The following is an 18,024-nucleotide window of genomic DNA, read 5'->3' on the forward strand; positions in this document are numbered from 1 at the left end:
AACTCTTCTATCAATTAAATAATATCTTAAAAAGCCCTTTTTAGATTATTTTAATAATATTTATTATTTTTTGAACAGGAGTTTTTTATTTTAGGCAACACAGTGTTTTTTAGTTGCTTTCGAACAATATTTTAGGTCCATTTTTAGACTTGAATTAAATAAGATCATATTTTCTAAAACTTGAAATCAATTCACAAACATGTTGTTTTTGATTTAAAAAAGTCGGTGAATACCCGACTTTTAGATAAATATTTTCTACTAAATTCCATATTTTAAATTGCTAGAAATTTGTTGAAAATAATAATTGTAAAAAAAGATAATTTTATGAAAAGGTATTTTATAGGACTTTTTGTAATTATCCATTGATAATTGTTTTTAATAATAGCATTGTTGCAACTGCAATACCACCATTAAAAGGTGATTTTAATGAACTATTTTTAACAGTTGCTGCTGCTGTAGGAGTAAAGTGTCCACGCTCATCTGTTATATAATATTTTTGATTATTGTATCTGAAAAATGTGTTTGCATTAGTCCCGTTTGAAGTAGTTCTATCTCATGGCTCACCTTTAGCTTCATCACTACTTCCTAAATTATTTTGTAATCCACCAATCACTAAAGTGTTTTTATTTGAACCCATTCATTGAATTTCTCGTTTTCCTAGTAAGCTAATTACTATAATTTCATGTGGCTCTCATTGATAATACTTAGGAAGATTTACAGGTTTGAAGGGATAAAGTATGTTGAAGTTTGATGTTGAAACTGTTGCTTTTTGGCTAATTACATATTGCATTGCATTTGCAAAGTTAATTAATTTTTGATCATTATTTTTATTTGCACGAGCAAAATTTCTAATAAAGTTCGATCAATTTGTATATGTGTTACCATCTTTAAAATCAAAAAAGTTTGCGATTAAAGACTTATCATTGAAACTTTGGTCAAGATTAGTTAGAGTTAAGAAAATAGGTAAATAACCATTAAAGTCTACTCTAAATTTAACTTCTCTTTTACTTGAAGCATTACGTTTGTCTACTAAAATTGCATCAAAAACCATTTGTGTTTTACCATCTTTAATTTCTCAATAAAGTAGATTTGAACGTGTAGTAAAGTTTAGATGAGTTGTTGGAGCAGTAATTTTTGTTTCACTAGTTCCAGTTTCATTTAGTAATGCAATAATCTGATTAAAGTCTAATTTTGCATCAATTAATTTTCTAAATTCTTTTGCTTGTTCAAAAGTTAAACCATCTTTAAGTTTTCAATTATTAATTTGCTTAGCTAGATCATCAATTATTGAGATTTTTGTAAATCCTTCAAGTTCAATATTTTTACCATCTACATCGCTTTCATTATTAACAATTGTTCCATCTTGTTTGAAGAAGATGTTGTTATTGTAGCTTAAGTAAATGTTAACTGTTAATCAGCCATTTTCACCATTTACAGAATTTGCAAAATCTACCTTTCTAACATTCAGTTTCATGTTCTCTTTTATTGACAACTTATGAGTTAAATTTGCAAATAAAGGTAAAACGTTTTTATTTAGATCTTGTAATGCTTGAAGTGCTGTTAACTGGGATTTAATAGCCATACTGAATTCCTCAGCATAAGCTTCTTTTGCAAATTTTGAAAGACTTGCATGTGTTTCAAATTGACTAACAATTATATCCTGACCAACTTCAATTTGAGATTTTTCACCTTCTGTTGTGTAAAATACATTGCCTTTTTTAAGGCTTAGTCTAAGAATTAGAGTACCTTTTACATCATCAGCAGAAACAATTCTAAGATCATAAGTGTAACCATCTGTAGGTGCAACTATTAAATTAGTAACGTATTTTTTAAGTCTTTCAAGAGTTACTGAACTAGGTAAAACATGATTTTCATCTTGATTAACATTTATTAATTTAGGATTTTTTAAGTATCAGATCTGAATTGCTTGCTTTGTAATATTTTCTTGTGTACTTGGAGTCCCAGGAGTAACAGGTGTGGTGGGAGTACCTGGGATGCTTGGATTGCCGGGTGTTCCAGGGGCATTTGGATTACTAGGTGTTGCTGAAGCCCCTGGTGTACCAGGTTGACCCGGCACTACTGGGTTTACCACTTCAACTTCTTTTTTCTTAAAGCCAGTGATTTTTACGGTTTTACCGACTGAATCGGATAAAACACGTAGGTTTGATCCATCTTGTAAATAATAGTTTTTGTCTTTTGTAAGAACTATTTTGGCACTTAATTCACCTTTTTCATCATCTGCTGAATTTTTAACAATTTCATTTGTTAAAGTAAATCCTGTAGGTATTCCTGATATTGAATTTAAATATGTATTAAGTTTTTCAAGAGTTACTTTACTTGGCATTAAAGCGCTTTGGTCACCTTCTGGCACTTGAGTTTGTGATGGTAGTGTTTGATAGTAAGCAACTGCTTTTTCTAGATCGTTTTGAGCTAGATTTTTAAAACCACTAACCATCACTTCTTTACCATCTGCTTGTTCAATTGAACTTACAATTGAACCATCTGATTTATAATGGTCTGTTCCAATTGACAGAACAATTTTAATTTTTAAGCTACCGTTATCATCATTTACAGAACCACTTACTAAATTGTAATTAACAACAAATGGCGATGCAATTGTTGGTGTAGCATTTTTTAAAATTCCTGCATTAATTACTTTAATTTGCGAAGGTAAAGTATTTGTGAAAGAAAAAGCAGCAGTGTTTGTTGCTCAAATGGAACTATATCAAGCAATTGCTGTTCTTTGATTTGTTGTTAATATAGGGCCTTGAGCTTGTGGAGTTGGTGAAACATATCTAATTTTCAATGTTGTTGATCTTGAAACATCATCACCTTCGTATGAAATTTTAATGTTTAAAGTTACATCTGTTGAACTTAGTGATGAAGATTGTAAAGCAAGAAATGTTGCTTTTGAAAACGCAGTATTAAGTTGTGTTTGTGACACATCATCAAGTAAAGCCTTAACTAAATCAAGGTTATTTGCACCCTTAGCACTTGCATATAAATCATCAATCGTTGCAAAAGTATTTTTTGACGATAATGATAGATTTATTAAATTAGTAGATATTTGGGAAAGAATTTTTTCCCTTTGCTCTTTTGATAGTTCGCTTTGTAAACTACCAGAACAAGCAATTGCTGTTGCAGAAAAAGTTGTTAGTGCAACAGCACTAATTGTAAAAATTAGTTTTCTATTTAGTTTTTTCATATATTCCTTAAAACAAATTGCGTAATTTTAGTGAGTTTTTTTTCAAAACCACCTTGTTACGGCTACATTATACCAATTTATAAATTTTTTCGTTGTATTTTGAATTTTAGGAAAATTTTAAAAAAATATTTTTTTAGTTATCTTTTTAAATAAAAAACCTTGTCAGAAAACAAGGTTTTGGCTTGTAATTAAACAAATTATTGGTAATTAATAATTGCTTTAAGTAATAGCATTGTTGCTGCAGAAACACCGTTTACAAAAGGTGATTTATTAATATCTCTTTTAAATTTGACAGTGTAAGCACTATTAGCAGCAAATCCCTTTCAATATCCAAAACTAGGTGTGAATTCATCTGCTAATGTGATATTGAATTCTGAATTTTTATACTTAATAAATGTTGCTGATTTTGTTCCATCAATTAAGTTGAATTTTCAAGGTTCACCACGTGCTACAGTTGTGCTATCTTTTTTATAATTTTGTAAGCCACCTATTACTAATGTTCTGCTATTTGCACCGATTCAAGCAGGAGGGACATTTGCATTAGATAAAATTACAATGATTTCCACAGGGTTTTCTGTAAGAGTTAAATGGTTTGGATTAAATGGATAAAATAGATTAAATTTTTGTAATCCATGCTCTGATTTTGAATTGACTACATCACCCATGGAGTTTGAAAAGTTTAATAATTTTTGCTCATTATTTTTATTTGAATGAGCAAAAGGTCTTACAAATGATGCTCATTTTTCAAAGGTATTATTTCCTTCTAATTCTTTAAAAACTGTTCAAATGTACTTATTAGTTAAATCTGATTTTAGGTTTCCACTAACTGTTAGGAAACTTGGTAAAAATCCTGCAAAATCAGTTTTAAAAGTGACTTCTTGAGTTTCACTATGGTTATTTTTATTTCTTAAAACCCCCTTAAATAGGGCATTTACGCTTGTTGCTTGAATATCTCAAGTAATTAATTTTGTAGTGTTGACAAATTCATAATTTTCACTAGGAGTTAAAACTGGAGTTTCTTTTGAAGCAAATTTAGTTAATAAATTAAATACTTCTGCAGAGTCAATATTTGTGTTTTTAATTTTTTTAAGCTCTCTAATTTCACTTAAACTAATATCTTCTTTTACTTTTCACGCATCAATATCGCTTGCAAGTTCTTCAATTAAAAGAACTTTTTGATAACCACTTAAAGTTACATTTTTACCAATTGCTTCTGCTAGTGTTGGAACAATTTGACCACTTTGTTTAAAGTATTGCTTTACTCCATTTACATCACGTGATAAGTAGAAATTAACTACTAAACTACCATCAGGATTATTAATTGCATTATCTACCAAGGAAATTCTTAAAGTCAAACCTAAACTAGGTACTTTATCAACTTCTGCTTGTAATGATGTGAAATAAGTTTTTACATTTTCCACTAGATTTTCAGCAGTTTCTTTAGCACTTTTTGTTGAACTAACGCTTATAAATGAAGATTGATTTTTATAGATTTTTTTAACTACTTCTGAAGTAGTTAAAAAGCCAGAAATTGTTACTTCTTTATATGCTTCTTGTGCTTGTAAGTTACCTTCGAGTGAATATCATAAATCAACTGATTTAAGTGCAACTTTTACAACTATTGTCCCTTTATCATCATTTTTTGAAACTGAAGATAAAGTAACTTTAGAATTTTCAACTGATGATGGTGCTATAAATAATGAACTAAAAGTTGTTTCAAGATCTTGATCATTAATTGTTGAAGGTAAAACTTTATTTTCTGATTCATAAGTTTTATTACTTCCTAGAGATTCAAATCAAAGTTTTACAGGATTATTTGATGAAGTAGTTTCAATTACTTTAAAACCACTAATAGTTATAACTTTACCTGCTTCGGATTTATTATTAATTTCTGAACCCTCTTCTTTAAAAAACTTATTAGTTGTATCTTCAAGAATAACCCTAACTGATAAATTACCTGTTTTATCATTTGCACTATTGCTTTCTAATAATAGAGAAACAGTTAAACCACTAGGTGGCATTGGAGCAAAACTTACTAAAGTATTTAAAATTTCCTGAGTAACTGAAGTAGCAAAATTTTGTTTTACAGCTTCGCTATCTAATTGATATGTTTGTGATAGCGCTCGATAATAGGCAACTGCTTTTTGAGAATCAGTTGTTGCAGTATTTTTAAATCCACTAACTGTAACTTCTTTAGTTGTTGCTGAATCTTCATTAGTTGTGCTAGTTCCATCGACACTAAATCAAGTTGTTACTTTTGATAATGAAACCTTGATTTTTAAACTACCAGTTAAATCATCTGCTGAATTAGCAACTAGTTTTACATGTGAAGTAAAGCCTGTTGGAACAGCAGGTAAGGGTGTTTCTAAAGTATCTGCATTTACGCTAGTAATTGCACTTGGCAGGGAGTTTTTAAAACTAGTTGAAGCAGTGTTTGTTGATGCTACTGAATCGTATCATTCCTTTGCTAACTGTTGATCAGTTTTTTGTGGTGCAACATTTAGAACAGGTTTAACATAGTTTACAGTAATTTCAACTTTTGCACTAGCATCTGCTTGTAAGTAGTAAATTTCTAGATTTAAAATAATCTTTGATCCGTCTTTTATTGAACCATTATTTGATTTAAAAGTTGAAGAACCTAATGCTTCTTTAATTTTTTTAGAGGAAGTAGTATCTAAGATTTTTTCTAAATCCTCATAACTTTTAATATTTCCTAAGACGTTGTTAAGTTCATCAACATCTTTATAAGTACTTTTTGCATTGTATGTTCCAGCCTTAACATTTTTTGCTATTTCATTAGCAGTTTGTTGCCTCACAATTAATAAATTGGGTTGCTCAGGTGTTTGCGAACAAGCAATTGCTGTCGAAACTGCAATCGTACTTGCTACCATTGTAGTTATCAATAAAATAGACTTTTTGTTTAATTTTTTCATTAATTCTCCTTAATTGAAATTGCATAAATTTCAACATACTTCTCAATTTTGCTTCAAAATCACTTATCAGTCAATTCGAGAATATTTTTACAAGAAAAATATAGCATTTTGTCAAAAAAATCCCGATAAAAACTTATTAAAGGCTTATTTTATGAAAAAATTTTTCATTTAAATTAAGGTTCAAAGCAAAATCATCACTTTTATTTAATTAAGTTACTTTTAATCAGCAAAATAAAAAACGGAGTTAACCGTTTTTAAATTTATTTTAATGTATCCATTAAAAGACGAACAGCAACTGCTAAACCATCTGTAAAAGGTGAAGTTGTTGCACTTGTTTTAATAGTTGAGCGACTATTACCTACAAATTGACTATCTTTATTTGTAATTCAATATTGTTTATTGTCAATTGTGGCAAAAGTTAATTTCTTAGTACCATCCGCTGCATTATAGTTTCATGGTTTACCATTTGCTTCATTGTTTCTAGTATTATTTTGTAAACCACCAAAAACAGTAAATTCTCTACTTGCACCAATTCATGATTCAGGAATGTTTCCTGTTGCAGCATTAACCATTCAATTTATTGGGTTATTTGTTGCTTTAAATTCTTCAACATTATAAGGAATAATTAAGTTTAACTTATCAATTCCACTTGACACTCTTGATGAAACTGCATAACTAAAACTATTTGCAAAATTATTTAATTTTGCAGAATCATTTTGGTTTGCTTTTACAAAAGCAGAAATAAATTGTTTAATGCGCTGTTGGCTAGTTTGACTTGTTGTTTTTTTGAATTCCTTAAATTCAATCACTGCATATTTATTATTTAAATCAACTGTTGGTCTTTTTTCAGGAGTTAAAAATAAAGGTAAAAAGCCATTAAAATCAGTTTTGAACTGAAGCGTTGTAGATAATTGAGTTGTTTTATCTTTTAAAGTAATTTTGACAGCAATCGCAGTACTTCGATCATCAAATTCTAGAGTAATTAGATCTTTTGTTGATACTAATTCTAGGTTTTTAGTATCAAAATTTAATTGTTTATCAGCTACTAAACCAAGGTTTAAAGTTTCAATTAATTTTTCTAAATTTACATCAGAATTATTAAGTGCTTTAATTTTTTTAGCATCAGCAATTGCTAAATTATCCTTAACTTTGAAGTTAGTGATTTTTTCCACTGCGTTTTCCAAATCGCTAATAATTCTAAATCCACTAACAGTTATATCTATAAAATGTGCTTTAGCTTTTGATTCAACATCTGTTCCAAAGTAACCAAGATAATGACCTTCCCTGGTCACATATGCTCTAACTTTTAAAGTACCTTCTTTATCGTTAATTGCATCTTTTGCAGGTGAATTTTCTAATAAGATTTTAAAGTCATATTTTTTATTTAAAGTTAGATATTCAAAATGTTTTTCTAATAATGAAGCGTTTTTACTTTCTGGTGAATTAGAAACATTATTTGTACTATTTTCAATTTTGAAATCTTTAATTTGATCATATAGGTTTTGTGCAAATGTTTGGTATGAAAGTAAACCTTGAACTCTTGCTTTTTGTAAGTAAGGTTCATCTTGTTCAACACCATCTTTATTAAAATATTTACCTTCACTATTTTTTAAACTTACATTAATATAGACAATTCCTTGAGAATCATCAGTAGTGTTTTCTGGGAAAAGTTTAATTTCAGGAATTGTTCCTTCAGGATTTGTAAATTCATCTTTTGGACCTTTAACTCATTTTGCAAGTTCTGCACTTAACATTTCATTTGTAATGTCTGAAGGTCAAGTAACTCTTTCTCTCTCAGATAGGTGAATGAATGTACTTGATAAAAATGTAAATCATTTTTTAACTTGTTGATTAACTGTTTCAACAGGTTGATTAGGTTGTTCATCGGATAGTTTTTTAAATCCTAAAACAGTTATTTCTTTACCAACTGCTTGTGCTAATGAAGTTGAAATTGATCCATCTTCATTGAAGAAATTTGTTCCTTTTGCAAGCACAACTTTTACTTTTAAACTACCTTCATTATCGTTTGAAGAACCTTTAACAACTTCATAATTAATTGTCAATCCTTCAGGTGAATTTGTTAAGGCGTGTTCAAAAACTGATCCATCAACTACATCGATTTTTGAAGGTAAAGTATTTTTAAAATTGTTGCCTGTTTTGTTTGTCAAATTAATAGTTGAATATCATGTTTTTGCTTTTGCAATTTCTGCCGAAAAGTCGGGTTTTTCGGGTGTTTTAGACTCATCTTTCTTAGCAAAACCTGTTAATAAAACTTCTGTTCCATCAGCTTCAGAAACTGCTAAAACAGCACTTCCATCTCTATTGAAAAACTGAGTAGCTTTAGCTAAAACAATCTTAACTTTTAAAGTTCCTTTTTCATCATCTGCACTATTTTCAACAACTACAAAATGAGTTGAAAAATTCTCAGGACCACTAGTTAAAGGCACCTTAAAAACTGATGAGTCAACAGTTAAAACTTTTGATGCTAAAGTTGTTTTAAAACTATCACTAACATCACTAGATGCACTAACTTTTTCATATCAGTTTGTAATGATTTCGGGGTTATTAACTTCAAAACCACTAACAGTAACTTCTTTACCAGTTGCTGCCTCTAAAGAATCAGTTACTGTTCCATCTAAATTAAAGAATTGAGCACCTTTACTTAAAACAACCTTAACTTTAAGCATTCCAGTTTTATCATCTATTGAATTTGCAACTACTACAAAATTTTGGCTAAAACCTTCAGGTGAAACTCTTAATGCTGTTGCAAAAACACTTGCATTTAAAGGTCCTACACTTGAAGGTAAATGATTTTTAAAGTTTGTTCCTGCTGTATTGGTATCGGCAACTGTTTGATATCAAGTTGTTACAATTTCTTTGTCAGTTGGTTCTTTAAAAGTTTCACTTGTAGCAAAGCCACTAATAGTTACTTCAACACCTTTTGCTGTATTTAAGTCTCTAGTTACTGTTTCATCCAAATTAAAATATTCTAGACCTTTACCTAAAACAACATTAACTTTTAAACTTCCGTTTGTATCATTTGCTGAATCTTTTACAACTACAAAGTGAGCATCATAACCTTCGGGAACGCTAGTTAAAGCATTTGCAAAAACAAAACTGTCAACTGTTTTGGTTTTTGAAGGTAAATTATTTTTAAATGAATCACCTGCTGTATTTGTTTTTGAAAGTTTTGCATATCATGTTTTTGATTTAGCAATATTAATTTCAAGTTCTTCGGTATTTATAACGATATTTACATTTGAACTAACTGTTATGTTTGAATCTTGAAAAGTTAATGTTATGCTGACAATAACTTTACCTAAATCAATACGAACACCATTTGTTGATTTTAGTTTTACGTCACTATTATCACTAAAAACTTTCTTAAAACCTGTTGCACTTGTTTGGTTTAAAACAGCACTAATTTTTTCAACATCATTAGCATTTTCTAAGGCTGTTTTTAATGATTCTAAATTTTCATAAGTTGCACTTGCAACTAAATTCAAACTTCTAACTTGGTTTGCTACTTTAGCAACCATTGCTGTTTTTTCAGCTTCACTACCTGTTCCATTTGAACAAGCAATTGCTGTTGCAGCAACTCCGGTTGCCACTATTCCTCCTAAAAAAAGGAATGATTTTTTATTTAATTTTTTCATATCTCCTTGATATCCTTGTTTTGTTTTAATTTTAATGCCTTACTTATAGCACAATTGCAAAAAATGCTAATAATCCTACTGAAAAAGGCGTTTTTGGTACTTTTTAGAAAAATTTTTGCTTTTAAAAAAAATAATAAAAATACTAATAAGATTTCTTATCAGCTTCTTTATTTTCCATTAAAGCAACACCCGATGATGTACCGATTCTTGTAGCCCCTGCTTCAATCATGGCTTTTAAATCGTTTAGATTTTTAACTCCACCTGCTGCTTTGATTCCAATTGCATCTTTAACCACATTATTCATGATTTCAACATCTTTTACTGTTGCTCCACGATATGAAAAACCTGTTGAAGTTTTTATAAAATCTGCTCCCGATTTTAGAACAATTTCAGTTACTTCTTTGATTTCAATGTCTGTTAAAAGTGCTGTTTCAACAATCACTTTTAAAATATTTTTACCAATTGCATTTTTAACTGCCTTGATATCGTTTAAAACGTATTCATAGTCATGATCTTTAAAACGACCAACATTGATAACCATATCAATTTCACTAGCACCATGCTCGATTGCTAATTTAGCTTCTTGTGCTTTTGCTTGTGAAATCATGGCACCTAGAGGAAAACCTACAACTGCTGTAATTCCTACATTTGATTTTTTTAATTTGTCATGAGCATATTTAACTCACGAAGAATTAACACAAATAGTTTTAAAATCATATTTTAAAGCTTCTTGAATTAATTTATCGATGTCTTTTGATCTTGCTTCTGCCTTAAGCAAAGTGTGATCAATTAATTTATTAATTTGCATTCTTTTGAACCTTTTCCTTTTACTTATATAAGTTGTAATAACTAAATGATAAATAATTAACTAGCATTTTGTGCAAAAAATAGGCAAAATGCAATACATTCCATAAAAATTTTTCAGAAAAATTAGAAAATTGATAAAATTAGTATTATTAAATTGGTCAATCATGTAAAATTGATTAACTTTTATTTAAGAGTGAGGGATATGAAAAAAATTAAAAACAAAAGAGCAATGTTATGAATAATGTTGCCAACTTCTTTTGCGCTTACTGCAGGTGCTTTAATAGCATGTAGTAATACAAATGCTGATCAAACATTAGTGGATGATATTGCAAAAAACGTGAAGTCATTAACTAATATTAAAGCCAGAGAAAAATATCTAACTTTAGAGGATTTGCAAACTGCTTTAAATGATTTAAAAACTAATCAGGGAATTATTGATGTTTTAGATAATACCAAAAGTAGTAGCACTGACTATACCAGAAACGTTGTTTCAGCAAATCATAGTTTAGAAATTACTCCAACAATTGCAACAGTTGATAATATAAAAGAAGTAGTCAGGGTGTCTTATACTTTAGACTATAACGGAGCAAAAGCAGAAACTGAATTAATGGTTCACTTATTTACTTGGCAACCACCTTCAACCGAAGTAAAAGGCGATGAACAAGTTATTAATTGATTTAAAACTGTTAAACAATCTTATGAAGTTGCTGATGGTCTAAAAACACTGTTGCCTGCACAAGTAAGCGAAAAAGTTTCGTTAAATGATGCAGTAACTTTAGGAGCGCTTGATACTCTAGTTAAAACAACTCCAATTCCAGAAGGCTTTACAACTAAGTGAGCACAAATTGCGGGTAAAGAAAATGATAATGATGGAACTACCGAATTAAAATTAGTTTTAACTAAGGAAAACAAATTTTATGGTGCAAATGGTCTAGCAATAGATTCAGCAAATGATGCTGTTGGAGTTGATGTTAAATTAACTGGTCTAGAAACTAATAAAAATTTAGCAACAACCTGGTATACAAATTTAAAATCAGAAACGGAAGTTACTCTTGATACCTTGAAAATTTTATTACCTTCAGAATCAGTTGGAGATAGTGTTTTATTAATTCAAGATTTAAGCACTAATTTACCTTATAAATTTACAGTTTCAGTTACTCCTTTAGCAGAAAACGCTTTTGATAATGTTGCGGGTACTTTAAAAGTAAAAGTATCACTAAAAAAATTAGATCAATTTTATTTACCAGATGGAACCACTGTTGAAACAGTTGATACAGCAGGTAAAGAAGTAACATTAAAAGGATTTAGCACACAAGTTACATTGGCAAAACAATGATATACAAACAGTGTTAAAGATGAATCGATAGCATCTAAATCAATTGCTAGTTCAACAACTGATAATGTTACCGATGAAATGCTAACAGCATTATATAACCCACCAAGTAGAATTAAAACTTCTACAGTTAAGGTAACTAAAGTTACTGAAACTGATTCGACAACAACACAAGGATCATTAAAAGTTAAAGTCACTCTATTGCTTGGAGAACAATTATTTAATGAAGAAGGTGAATTGGTTACTGAAGAGCAAAATGCAGGGAAAACAGTTACACTATCAGGTTTTTCTACACAAGTACCAACAGTTAACTCTGGAACACCTGGAACTAATGAAACTCCAAGTGATGAAAGCTAATTTTACTTAGTTAAAATTATAAAATACAAAAAACACTTATTCGGTTTTTATACCAAAATAAGTGTTTTTTAATACCTGTATATGGTTTTAGACGATTATCATTTTTTATAATTTAGTAAATATAGTAAATAAAGTGAAGAAAGCGAAGATAAAACTAAGTCACTTTTTACTATTTTTTGAAACTCATTGTGGCTGTATCATTTATTGAACGATACGCTTTCAAAAATTGAACCATCTGTTTTAGGCTCAGATTTTTTTAATCCAGTTACATCAATTAAATATGAAAAAACTTTTTCATTCATCTGTGTTGAAGAAACAAAAACAGAACTATCTACTATATTTTTTTCAGTTATTTCATATCCTGCTTCTTCGTTCACTTCATTAATTAGACTTTGTATTTCAGAATGATTTTCTTCAATAGTTCCAGTTACAGGACAAGGATAAGGTTGATCTCAAGATTTTTTCTCAGCTATTTCAGGTAGTGGTTGAAAATGAATCATAAATTCATGATCTTCATCAACTTTTCTAATTAGTAGAGCTGCGATTGAATTTATTCCTTTCCTTTGACAATAAATAAACCCCTTTTCATTTTCATAAACATTAATCCATTTGTTTTTAAAAAGTAATTTATTGGATTTCATTTTCAGTTTTCCTTTTATCAACTTCCACTTTTGAAATTCTATCAATTCTTCCACATTGAGGGCAAGCAACTTCGATAGCGTTTTTATTATTAAAAACTTCATCTAAAGTTGCATTATCTAGATTAGTTATTGTTTTAAGTTTTTTACTCCGTGAACAAATACATTTGTCATTAGTTTCAAACTTTGCAAGTAAATTAGCTTCTAGTTTTTCTTCTATTTGAGAAACAGATAAGTTTTTAAAATCATTGTTTTTTAAAAAGTTTTCAACTCATGAAATATCTTCTTCTTTATGCCCTGGAAGTAGTTGCATTATAATTGAATTTGCATTTGTAATATTTGCATTTTCATCTAGCCAAACACCTGTTTTAATTCCTGTAAATTGTTGTCAAGATTGGTCAAAAAAGTAAGCTAAATCGGTAATTACATCACCTCTAGCTAATTTAACTTTTGAACTATAAGATTTTCCATCAACTTCAGTGACAATTTCAAGTGTTCCTTCATCACCAACACCTAAAATTAATGGAATATCATTAACTTTTAAGGGTTCCTTATCATATTCTGAAAGAACTTCAAAACTTGCCATGTTTGCTCTAATATTTCCTGGTCTATCAAGATATAAATCAACTGGTGCAACAGCACCATTTGTGTTTAATTTTATTCTAACTGAACCAAATTTTGAAATAACAAATAATAGTGGTGAAAATGCTGAAACAATATTTGCAAAAATTAATTTAGCAAATGGTGTTGCTTTTTTATGGTTGTTTAATAGTTTATTAACTAGTTTTAAGTTATCGTTTAAAAAAATTCTAACATTACCTTTTTCTAAAATTTTTGTGTATGAGGATTCTGTTTTTTTAATTTTAATCATATGTTACTCCTGTTCAATTACGACATGTTTCATAAAACATTAATCTAAGTTTATCGAGTTCATTTTCAAAATTTTTTCGTGTTAAGTTACTTCTTTCAAACATCTTTATTAGTTGTGAATAAATATCAACACTTGTAAATGCTGGTTCTAAATTCATTGCTTTTAATTTATCTGGGTAAAAACTACTTGCCATTGAATAAGATAAATTAAAAAGCAAATCTAAAGGTATAACATCCCTTTTAATAGCACCAATAATTGCTAATTTAACTGCAACATTTTGATCATCAAGGTTTGGTCATAATAATCCTGGAGTATCAAGTAGTTGAATATCACCAACATTAACTCATTGTTGACCCCTAGTAATACCTGCCATATTACCAACTTTTGTTTTTTTAGCTTTTGCTAAAAGATTGATTAATGTGCTTTTACCACTATTTGGAACACCTACTACAAAAACTCTTAAACGTGGCTTTAAAAGTCCTTTTTTACGTTCTTGCAAGCGTTTTGGAATTAGTAATTTTTCAATTCTTTTTAAAATTAAATTACGAGTGTTTTCTTTTTTAAGATCGACTAGCATTACATTATCTTGACTAGCAAAACGCTCTTTAATTTTTTTTAATTTATTAATATCACCCAGGTCTTTTTTTGAAATTAAAAATAATCTGGGTTTATTTTTTTCAATTTCATCGAAGGTGTCATTGTAGGAAGAAATTGGTGCTCTAGCATCTAAAACAATCACAAATAAATCTGCTAGTTGTGCTTTTTCTTTAAGTTGTCTTAAAGTTTTGGCCATGTGGCCAGGATATCAGTTGATTTTTTGATCTTCGACAATTAAGTCAGAAAAATCATTCATTAATTTCCATCCATTTCTTTAAAAAAGTGCAATTCAACGTTGCATTTTGTTAGCTGCTGAGAACATTTATTGAATTTAGTTTTCATATCATCATATGCTTTTTCTTGGTCAGTTGCTTGCTGAATAACTTCCTGGATTAAGTCACTGATTTTGTCCAAAAAAGCATCCACAACTTGTGGAGGGTATCCATTAATCTCGCTTGAAAATTCAGTTGTACTAATTTGTGCAATAATTGCGTTTAATTTTTCATTCATTTTTTACCTCTAATTTATTTATCGAATTCTGTAATTCAATCTTTACCTTTTTGTACTTCATATTTTGATAGATTTTCAAAATTGAATTGCCTTAAAATTTCTCAAATGACAATAGTTGCTGAATTTGATAAGTTTAAAGACCTAGCTTTTGGGCTCATTGGAATTCTTAAAGTAGTTTCTAAATTATCTTTAAGAATTTTCATTGGGATGCCCGTAGATTCAGTTCCAAACATGATTCAAACTTCATCACCATTTATTTTGGCCTCGCTTTTAAAATCAACATCTGAATAAGTTTTTAAACCGTATCTAGAAATGTAGAAAACACGCTTTTTTCCGTACTTTTGAACAAAATCTTGATAAGATTCATGCACTTCCAGTTTGATATTTTCTCGTTCATAATTGACTGCATAACGCTTCATTTTAGGATGATCAAGATCAAAACTGATTGGCTTAATTATATGAAATGTTGCTTCGCTCGCCAAACTATTTCTCATCATATTTCCTGTATTTCCTGGAATTTCAGGCTGATAAAAGACTACATGTAAATTCATTTTTTTATTATATTTTATAAATCACTATTTTAGAATTTTTAGATAAATTAATATTGAACTCTAAAATTCCAATCTTTTGTGTTCTTTAAAATATTCAAAAAAGATAGACTTAATATTTTTAAAATTAATCACTAAAATTGAAATTATATAAATATAATTAATATAAGAATGACAAAAATATTAATTGTAAGCGACATTCATGGCGATGATGATGATTTTGAAAAAATATATGCTTTTGAAAAGCCTGATTACGCAATCAGCGCGGGCGATCATTGCTTATCACAAAACTTTATGATTAAATATTTCAATTATTTTGTAGATGGTAATAATGACTGAGATAATTTTAATCAGCAATCCTTAGATTTTGAAATTGAAGGTTTTAAGTTTCACCTTGAACATGGTCATAGATTTTCTTATCAAACCTTAATGTCAGAAGAAAAAATGCAAATGATTGCTAATGAACATAATTATAATTTTTTTATAACAGGTCATTCACATGTACAACTTAAAGTCAAGACAAATAAAGGATATGCAATTAATCCTGGCTCAATTAGACAAAAACGTGGTCTATCTAATGCAGGTTATGCAATTCTTGAAATAGATGAAAATAAAAATTACAAACTAGAATTAAAAGATTCATCAAAATTAATTAAAGAAAGAAGGTTCATATGGAAGAAAAAGTAACAACAGATAAAAGATTATTAATAATGCTAGATTTAGATGGCACAACATTAGCAAATAGTGATACTTGTGAAATTCACCCTAAAACTTTAGCGGCAATTAAAAAAGCTAAAGATGCAGGTCATGTAATATGTATTTTAACTGGTAGACCTTGAAGAAGTTCAAAGCAAGTTTATCAAGAATTAGAATTAGACACAATCATTGCTAACTATAATGGTGCACAAATTCATAATCCTAGCGACGAAAACTTCACACCACAAATTAGTTTTTTAAACCTAAATGAAGTTTTATACATTTTAGGTGATGAAAGAATTAAAAAAGAAGTTACTAATATAGCAATTGAAGGACCAGGTTGAGTGCAATTGCAACAAAATGATCCTAAACTAGAAAAAGTTTTTGGTTTTTCTAAGTTAACTAAATTTAAAGTAGGGCTAGACTATCATCGCTTACCCTTAAGACCAACTGGAGTTATTTTTGATGTTAGGCCTGAAACAGATCCAATTTCCCTACAAAAATATATGAGAAATAAATTCGGCGACTTAGCTGAATTTAGTTACTGATCAAAAGGTGATAATGAGCCACCTGCATTTGATATTGCAAGTCCTAGTGTTGATAAAGGAAAAGTCGTTTCTTTATTAATGCGCTATTATGATATTGCCTGAGAAAGAACAGTTGCAATTGGCGATTCATTTAATGATGTGCCAATGTTTAAAGTCGCTAATGTTTCAGTGACAATGGCTAATGCAAATCGTGATATTCAATATAAAGCAGCAATTAATTTGGATAAAAGAAATTATGAAGGTGGTGTTGGTGAATATTTAGAAAAACTAATGGAGAATCCTGAAGCTGAAATTGGAAAAGCTTTAAAATGACATCAAAAGAATAGAGAGAAAAGAAGCAAATGATAAAAATCAAAGAAATAAATGAACAAAAAACACTAGATGAATTATTTCAATCTAAAAAAGTTTTAGGAATTGATGAATCGGGTGTAGGCGATTACTTTACACCTTTAACAGCTGCAGTTGCAATTGTTGAAGAAAAAGACTTTGCAAGACTAAAAGAGTTGGGTGTAGGTGATTCTAAGAAGATTTCTGATAAAAGAATTCAAGAATTAGCAAAAATTATTGCTGATGAAAAATTAGCAAAATATTGCGCTAGTTTTATTCACCCAAAAGGGTATAACAATTTAAAGAAAAACTATAATGCTAATGAAATAAAAACTTTTGTACACCTAAAAGCGTTTACTGATTCACAGCGTGTTTCATCTAAAAATACACCGATAAAATCAATTGATTTTGATTATGTTTTTATCGATCAATATTCAACCTTAAATGCTATTGAAGGTTATTTTAAACGTTTTTTTAATGATGAAGATCCTAAAGCAAACTGACCAAAATTCCGTAAATTTGGTAAAGATATTATCCTTTCAACTAAAGCTGAAGATAAACACTTATCAGTTGCAGTAGCATCAATTTTTGCTCGTGATCTATTACTAAGAAAAATGATTGAGTATAATTATGAATGAGAGGCAGAATTTCCTCTTGGTGCTTCTAAAGATGTTCAAGAATTTGCTAGAAAATTCATTGATGAGCGTGCTCGTGGGGATAAAAAGAAAGAAACAGAAATGCGTTATAATTTAATTAAAGATTTTAAAAGCGATATAATCGACAAAAAAGAAGAGCAAGAATAGACTTAAAATTCGAGAGAAATTTCTCGAATTTTTTTAATCTAAATTTTCGCTTTTTTATTTATAATGTTTTTATGCGCCTGTAGCTCAGCGGATAGAGCATCAGTTTGCGGTACTGAGGGTCAGGGGTTCAATTCCCTTCAGGCGCGCCATATAAAATCAAATAGAATTTTAAGGTGCAATTCCTAAGATTTTACC

The 18,024-nt window shown here is 29.2% G+C and carries 13 protein-coding genes and 1 tRNA gene; 5 read left to right on the forward strand and 9 right to left on the reverse strand.

Annotated elements, in window-relative coordinates; translation table 4 throughout:
- Nucleotides 1-355: 355 nt before the first annotated feature.
- From CJJ23_RS05285 to deoC, 4 genes are all read right to left on the reverse strand, one after another.
- Entirely contained in the window at nucleotides 356-3,205 is a 2,850-nt protein-coding gene (locus CJJ23_RS05285; RefSeq protein WP_095334520.1) for a lipoprotein 17-related variable surface protein, read from the reverse strand.
- Nucleotides 3,206-3,402: 197 nt separating this feature from the next.
- A complete protein-coding gene (locus CJJ23_RS00945; protein WP_095334521.1) occupies nucleotides 3,403-6,138 on the reverse strand; it encodes a lipoprotein 17-related variable surface protein in 2,736 nt (911 codons plus the stop codon).
- A gap of 260 nt (nucleotides 6,139-6,398) precedes the next feature.
- Nucleotides 6,399-9,794 carry a lipoprotein 17-related variable surface protein gene (locus CJJ23_RS00950; RefSeq protein ID WP_095334522.1) on the reverse strand — a complete coding sequence of 1,132 codons (3,396 nt, stop codon included), beginning with the start codon at nucleotides 9,792-9,794 and terminating at the stop codon, nucleotides 6,399-6,401.
- A 142-nt stretch (nucleotides 9,795-9,936) separates the two neighbouring features.
- The gene (gene deoC / locus CJJ23_RS00955) at nucleotides 9,937-10,602 is read right to left on the reverse strand and encodes a deoxyribose-phosphate aldolase (protein WP_095334523.1); all 666 of its coding nucleotides are present in this window, start codon (nucleotides 10,600-10,602) and stop codon (nucleotides 9,937-9,939) included.
- 201 nt (nucleotides 10,603-10,803) lie between these two features.
- Between deoC and CJJ23_RS00960 the strand changes: the two genes are divergently transcribed.
- Nucleotides 10,804-12,291, forward strand: a complete 1,488-nt coding sequence (locus tag CJJ23_RS00960) for a lipoprotein 17-related variable surface protein (RefSeq protein ID WP_095334524.1) — start codon at nucleotides 10,804-10,806, stop codon at nucleotides 12,289-12,291.
- 95 nt (nucleotides 12,292-12,386) lie between these two features.
- Here the strand turns inward: CJJ23_RS00960 and CJJ23_RS00965 are convergent, their stop codons facing one another.
- From CJJ23_RS00965 to CJJ23_RS00985, 5 genes are read right to left on the reverse strand one after another with little or no spacing between them, the layout of a single operon-like run.
- The gene (locus tag CJJ23_RS00965) at nucleotides 12,387-12,932 is read right to left on the reverse strand and encodes a DNA mismatch repair protein MutT (protein WP_095334525.1); all 546 of its coding nucleotides are present in this window, start codon (nucleotides 12,930-12,932) and stop codon (nucleotides 12,387-12,389) included.
- Nucleotides 12,919-13,800, reverse strand: a complete 882-nt coding sequence (locus tag CJJ23_RS00970; protein ID WP_095334526.1) for an Hsp33 family molecular chaperone HslO — start codon at nucleotides 13,798-13,800, stop codon at nucleotides 12,919-12,921. Before CJJ23_RS00970 ends, CJJ23_RS00965 begins: the two co-directional genes overlap by 14 nt.
- Entirely contained in the window at nucleotides 13,793-14,653 is an 861-nt protein-coding gene (ylqF, locus tag CJJ23_RS00975; RefSeq protein ID WP_095334527.1) for a ribosome biogenesis GTPase YlqF, read from the reverse strand. The genes CJJ23_RS00970 and ylqF overlap by 8 nt, the downstream gene beginning before the upstream one ends.
- Nucleotides 14,653-14,907, reverse strand: coding sequence for a DivIVA domain-containing protein (locus CJJ23_RS00980; RefSeq protein ID WP_084231913.1), 255 nt, complete (start codon nucleotides 14,905-14,907; stop codon nucleotides 14,653-14,655). Before CJJ23_RS00980 ends, ylqF begins: the two co-directional genes overlap by 1 nt.
- 14 nt (nucleotides 14,908-14,921) lie before the next feature.
- A complete protein-coding gene (locus CJJ23_RS00985) occupies nucleotides 14,922-15,458 on the reverse strand; it encodes a tRNA (cytidine(34)-2'-O)-methyltransferase (protein ID WP_095334528.1) in 537 nt (178 codons plus the stop codon).
- Nucleotides 15,459-15,626: 168 nt separating this feature from the next.
- Here CJJ23_RS00985 and CJJ23_RS00990 point away from each other — a divergent pair, with 168 nt between their 5' ends.
- From CJJ23_RS00990 to CJJ23_RS01005, 4 genes are all read left to right on the forward strand, one after another.
- Entirely contained in the window at nucleotides 15,627-16,142 is a 516-nt protein-coding gene (locus CJJ23_RS00990; protein ID WP_095334529.1) for a metallophosphoesterase family protein, read from the forward strand.
- Entirely contained in the window at nucleotides 16,127-17,047 is a 921-nt protein-coding gene (locus tag CJJ23_RS00995) for a Cof-type HAD-IIB family hydrolase (RefSeq protein WP_095334530.1), read from the forward strand. The genes CJJ23_RS00990 and CJJ23_RS00995 overlap by 16 nt, the downstream gene beginning before the upstream one ends.
- Complete coding sequence (locus tag CJJ23_RS01000) at nucleotides 17,041-17,829, forward strand: ribonuclease HIII (RefSeq protein WP_095334531.1); 789 nt, start codon at nucleotides 17,041-17,043, stop codon at nucleotides 17,827-17,829. The genes CJJ23_RS00995 and CJJ23_RS01000 overlap by 7 nt, the downstream gene beginning before the upstream one ends.
- Before the next feature lie 73 nt (nucleotides 17,830-17,902).
- A tRNA-Arg gene (locus CJJ23_RS01005) sits at nucleotides 17,903-17,978 on the forward strand.
- The last annotated feature ends 46 nt before the right edge of the window (nucleotides 17,979-18,024 follow it).

The sequence above is a fragment of the Mycoplasmopsis agassizii genome, from assembly GCF_002276225.1.
GTDB classification, from domain to species: Bacteria; Bacillota_I; Bacilli_A; order Mycoplasmatales; family Metamycoplasmataceae; genus Mycoplasmopsis_B; species Mycoplasmopsis_B agassizii_A.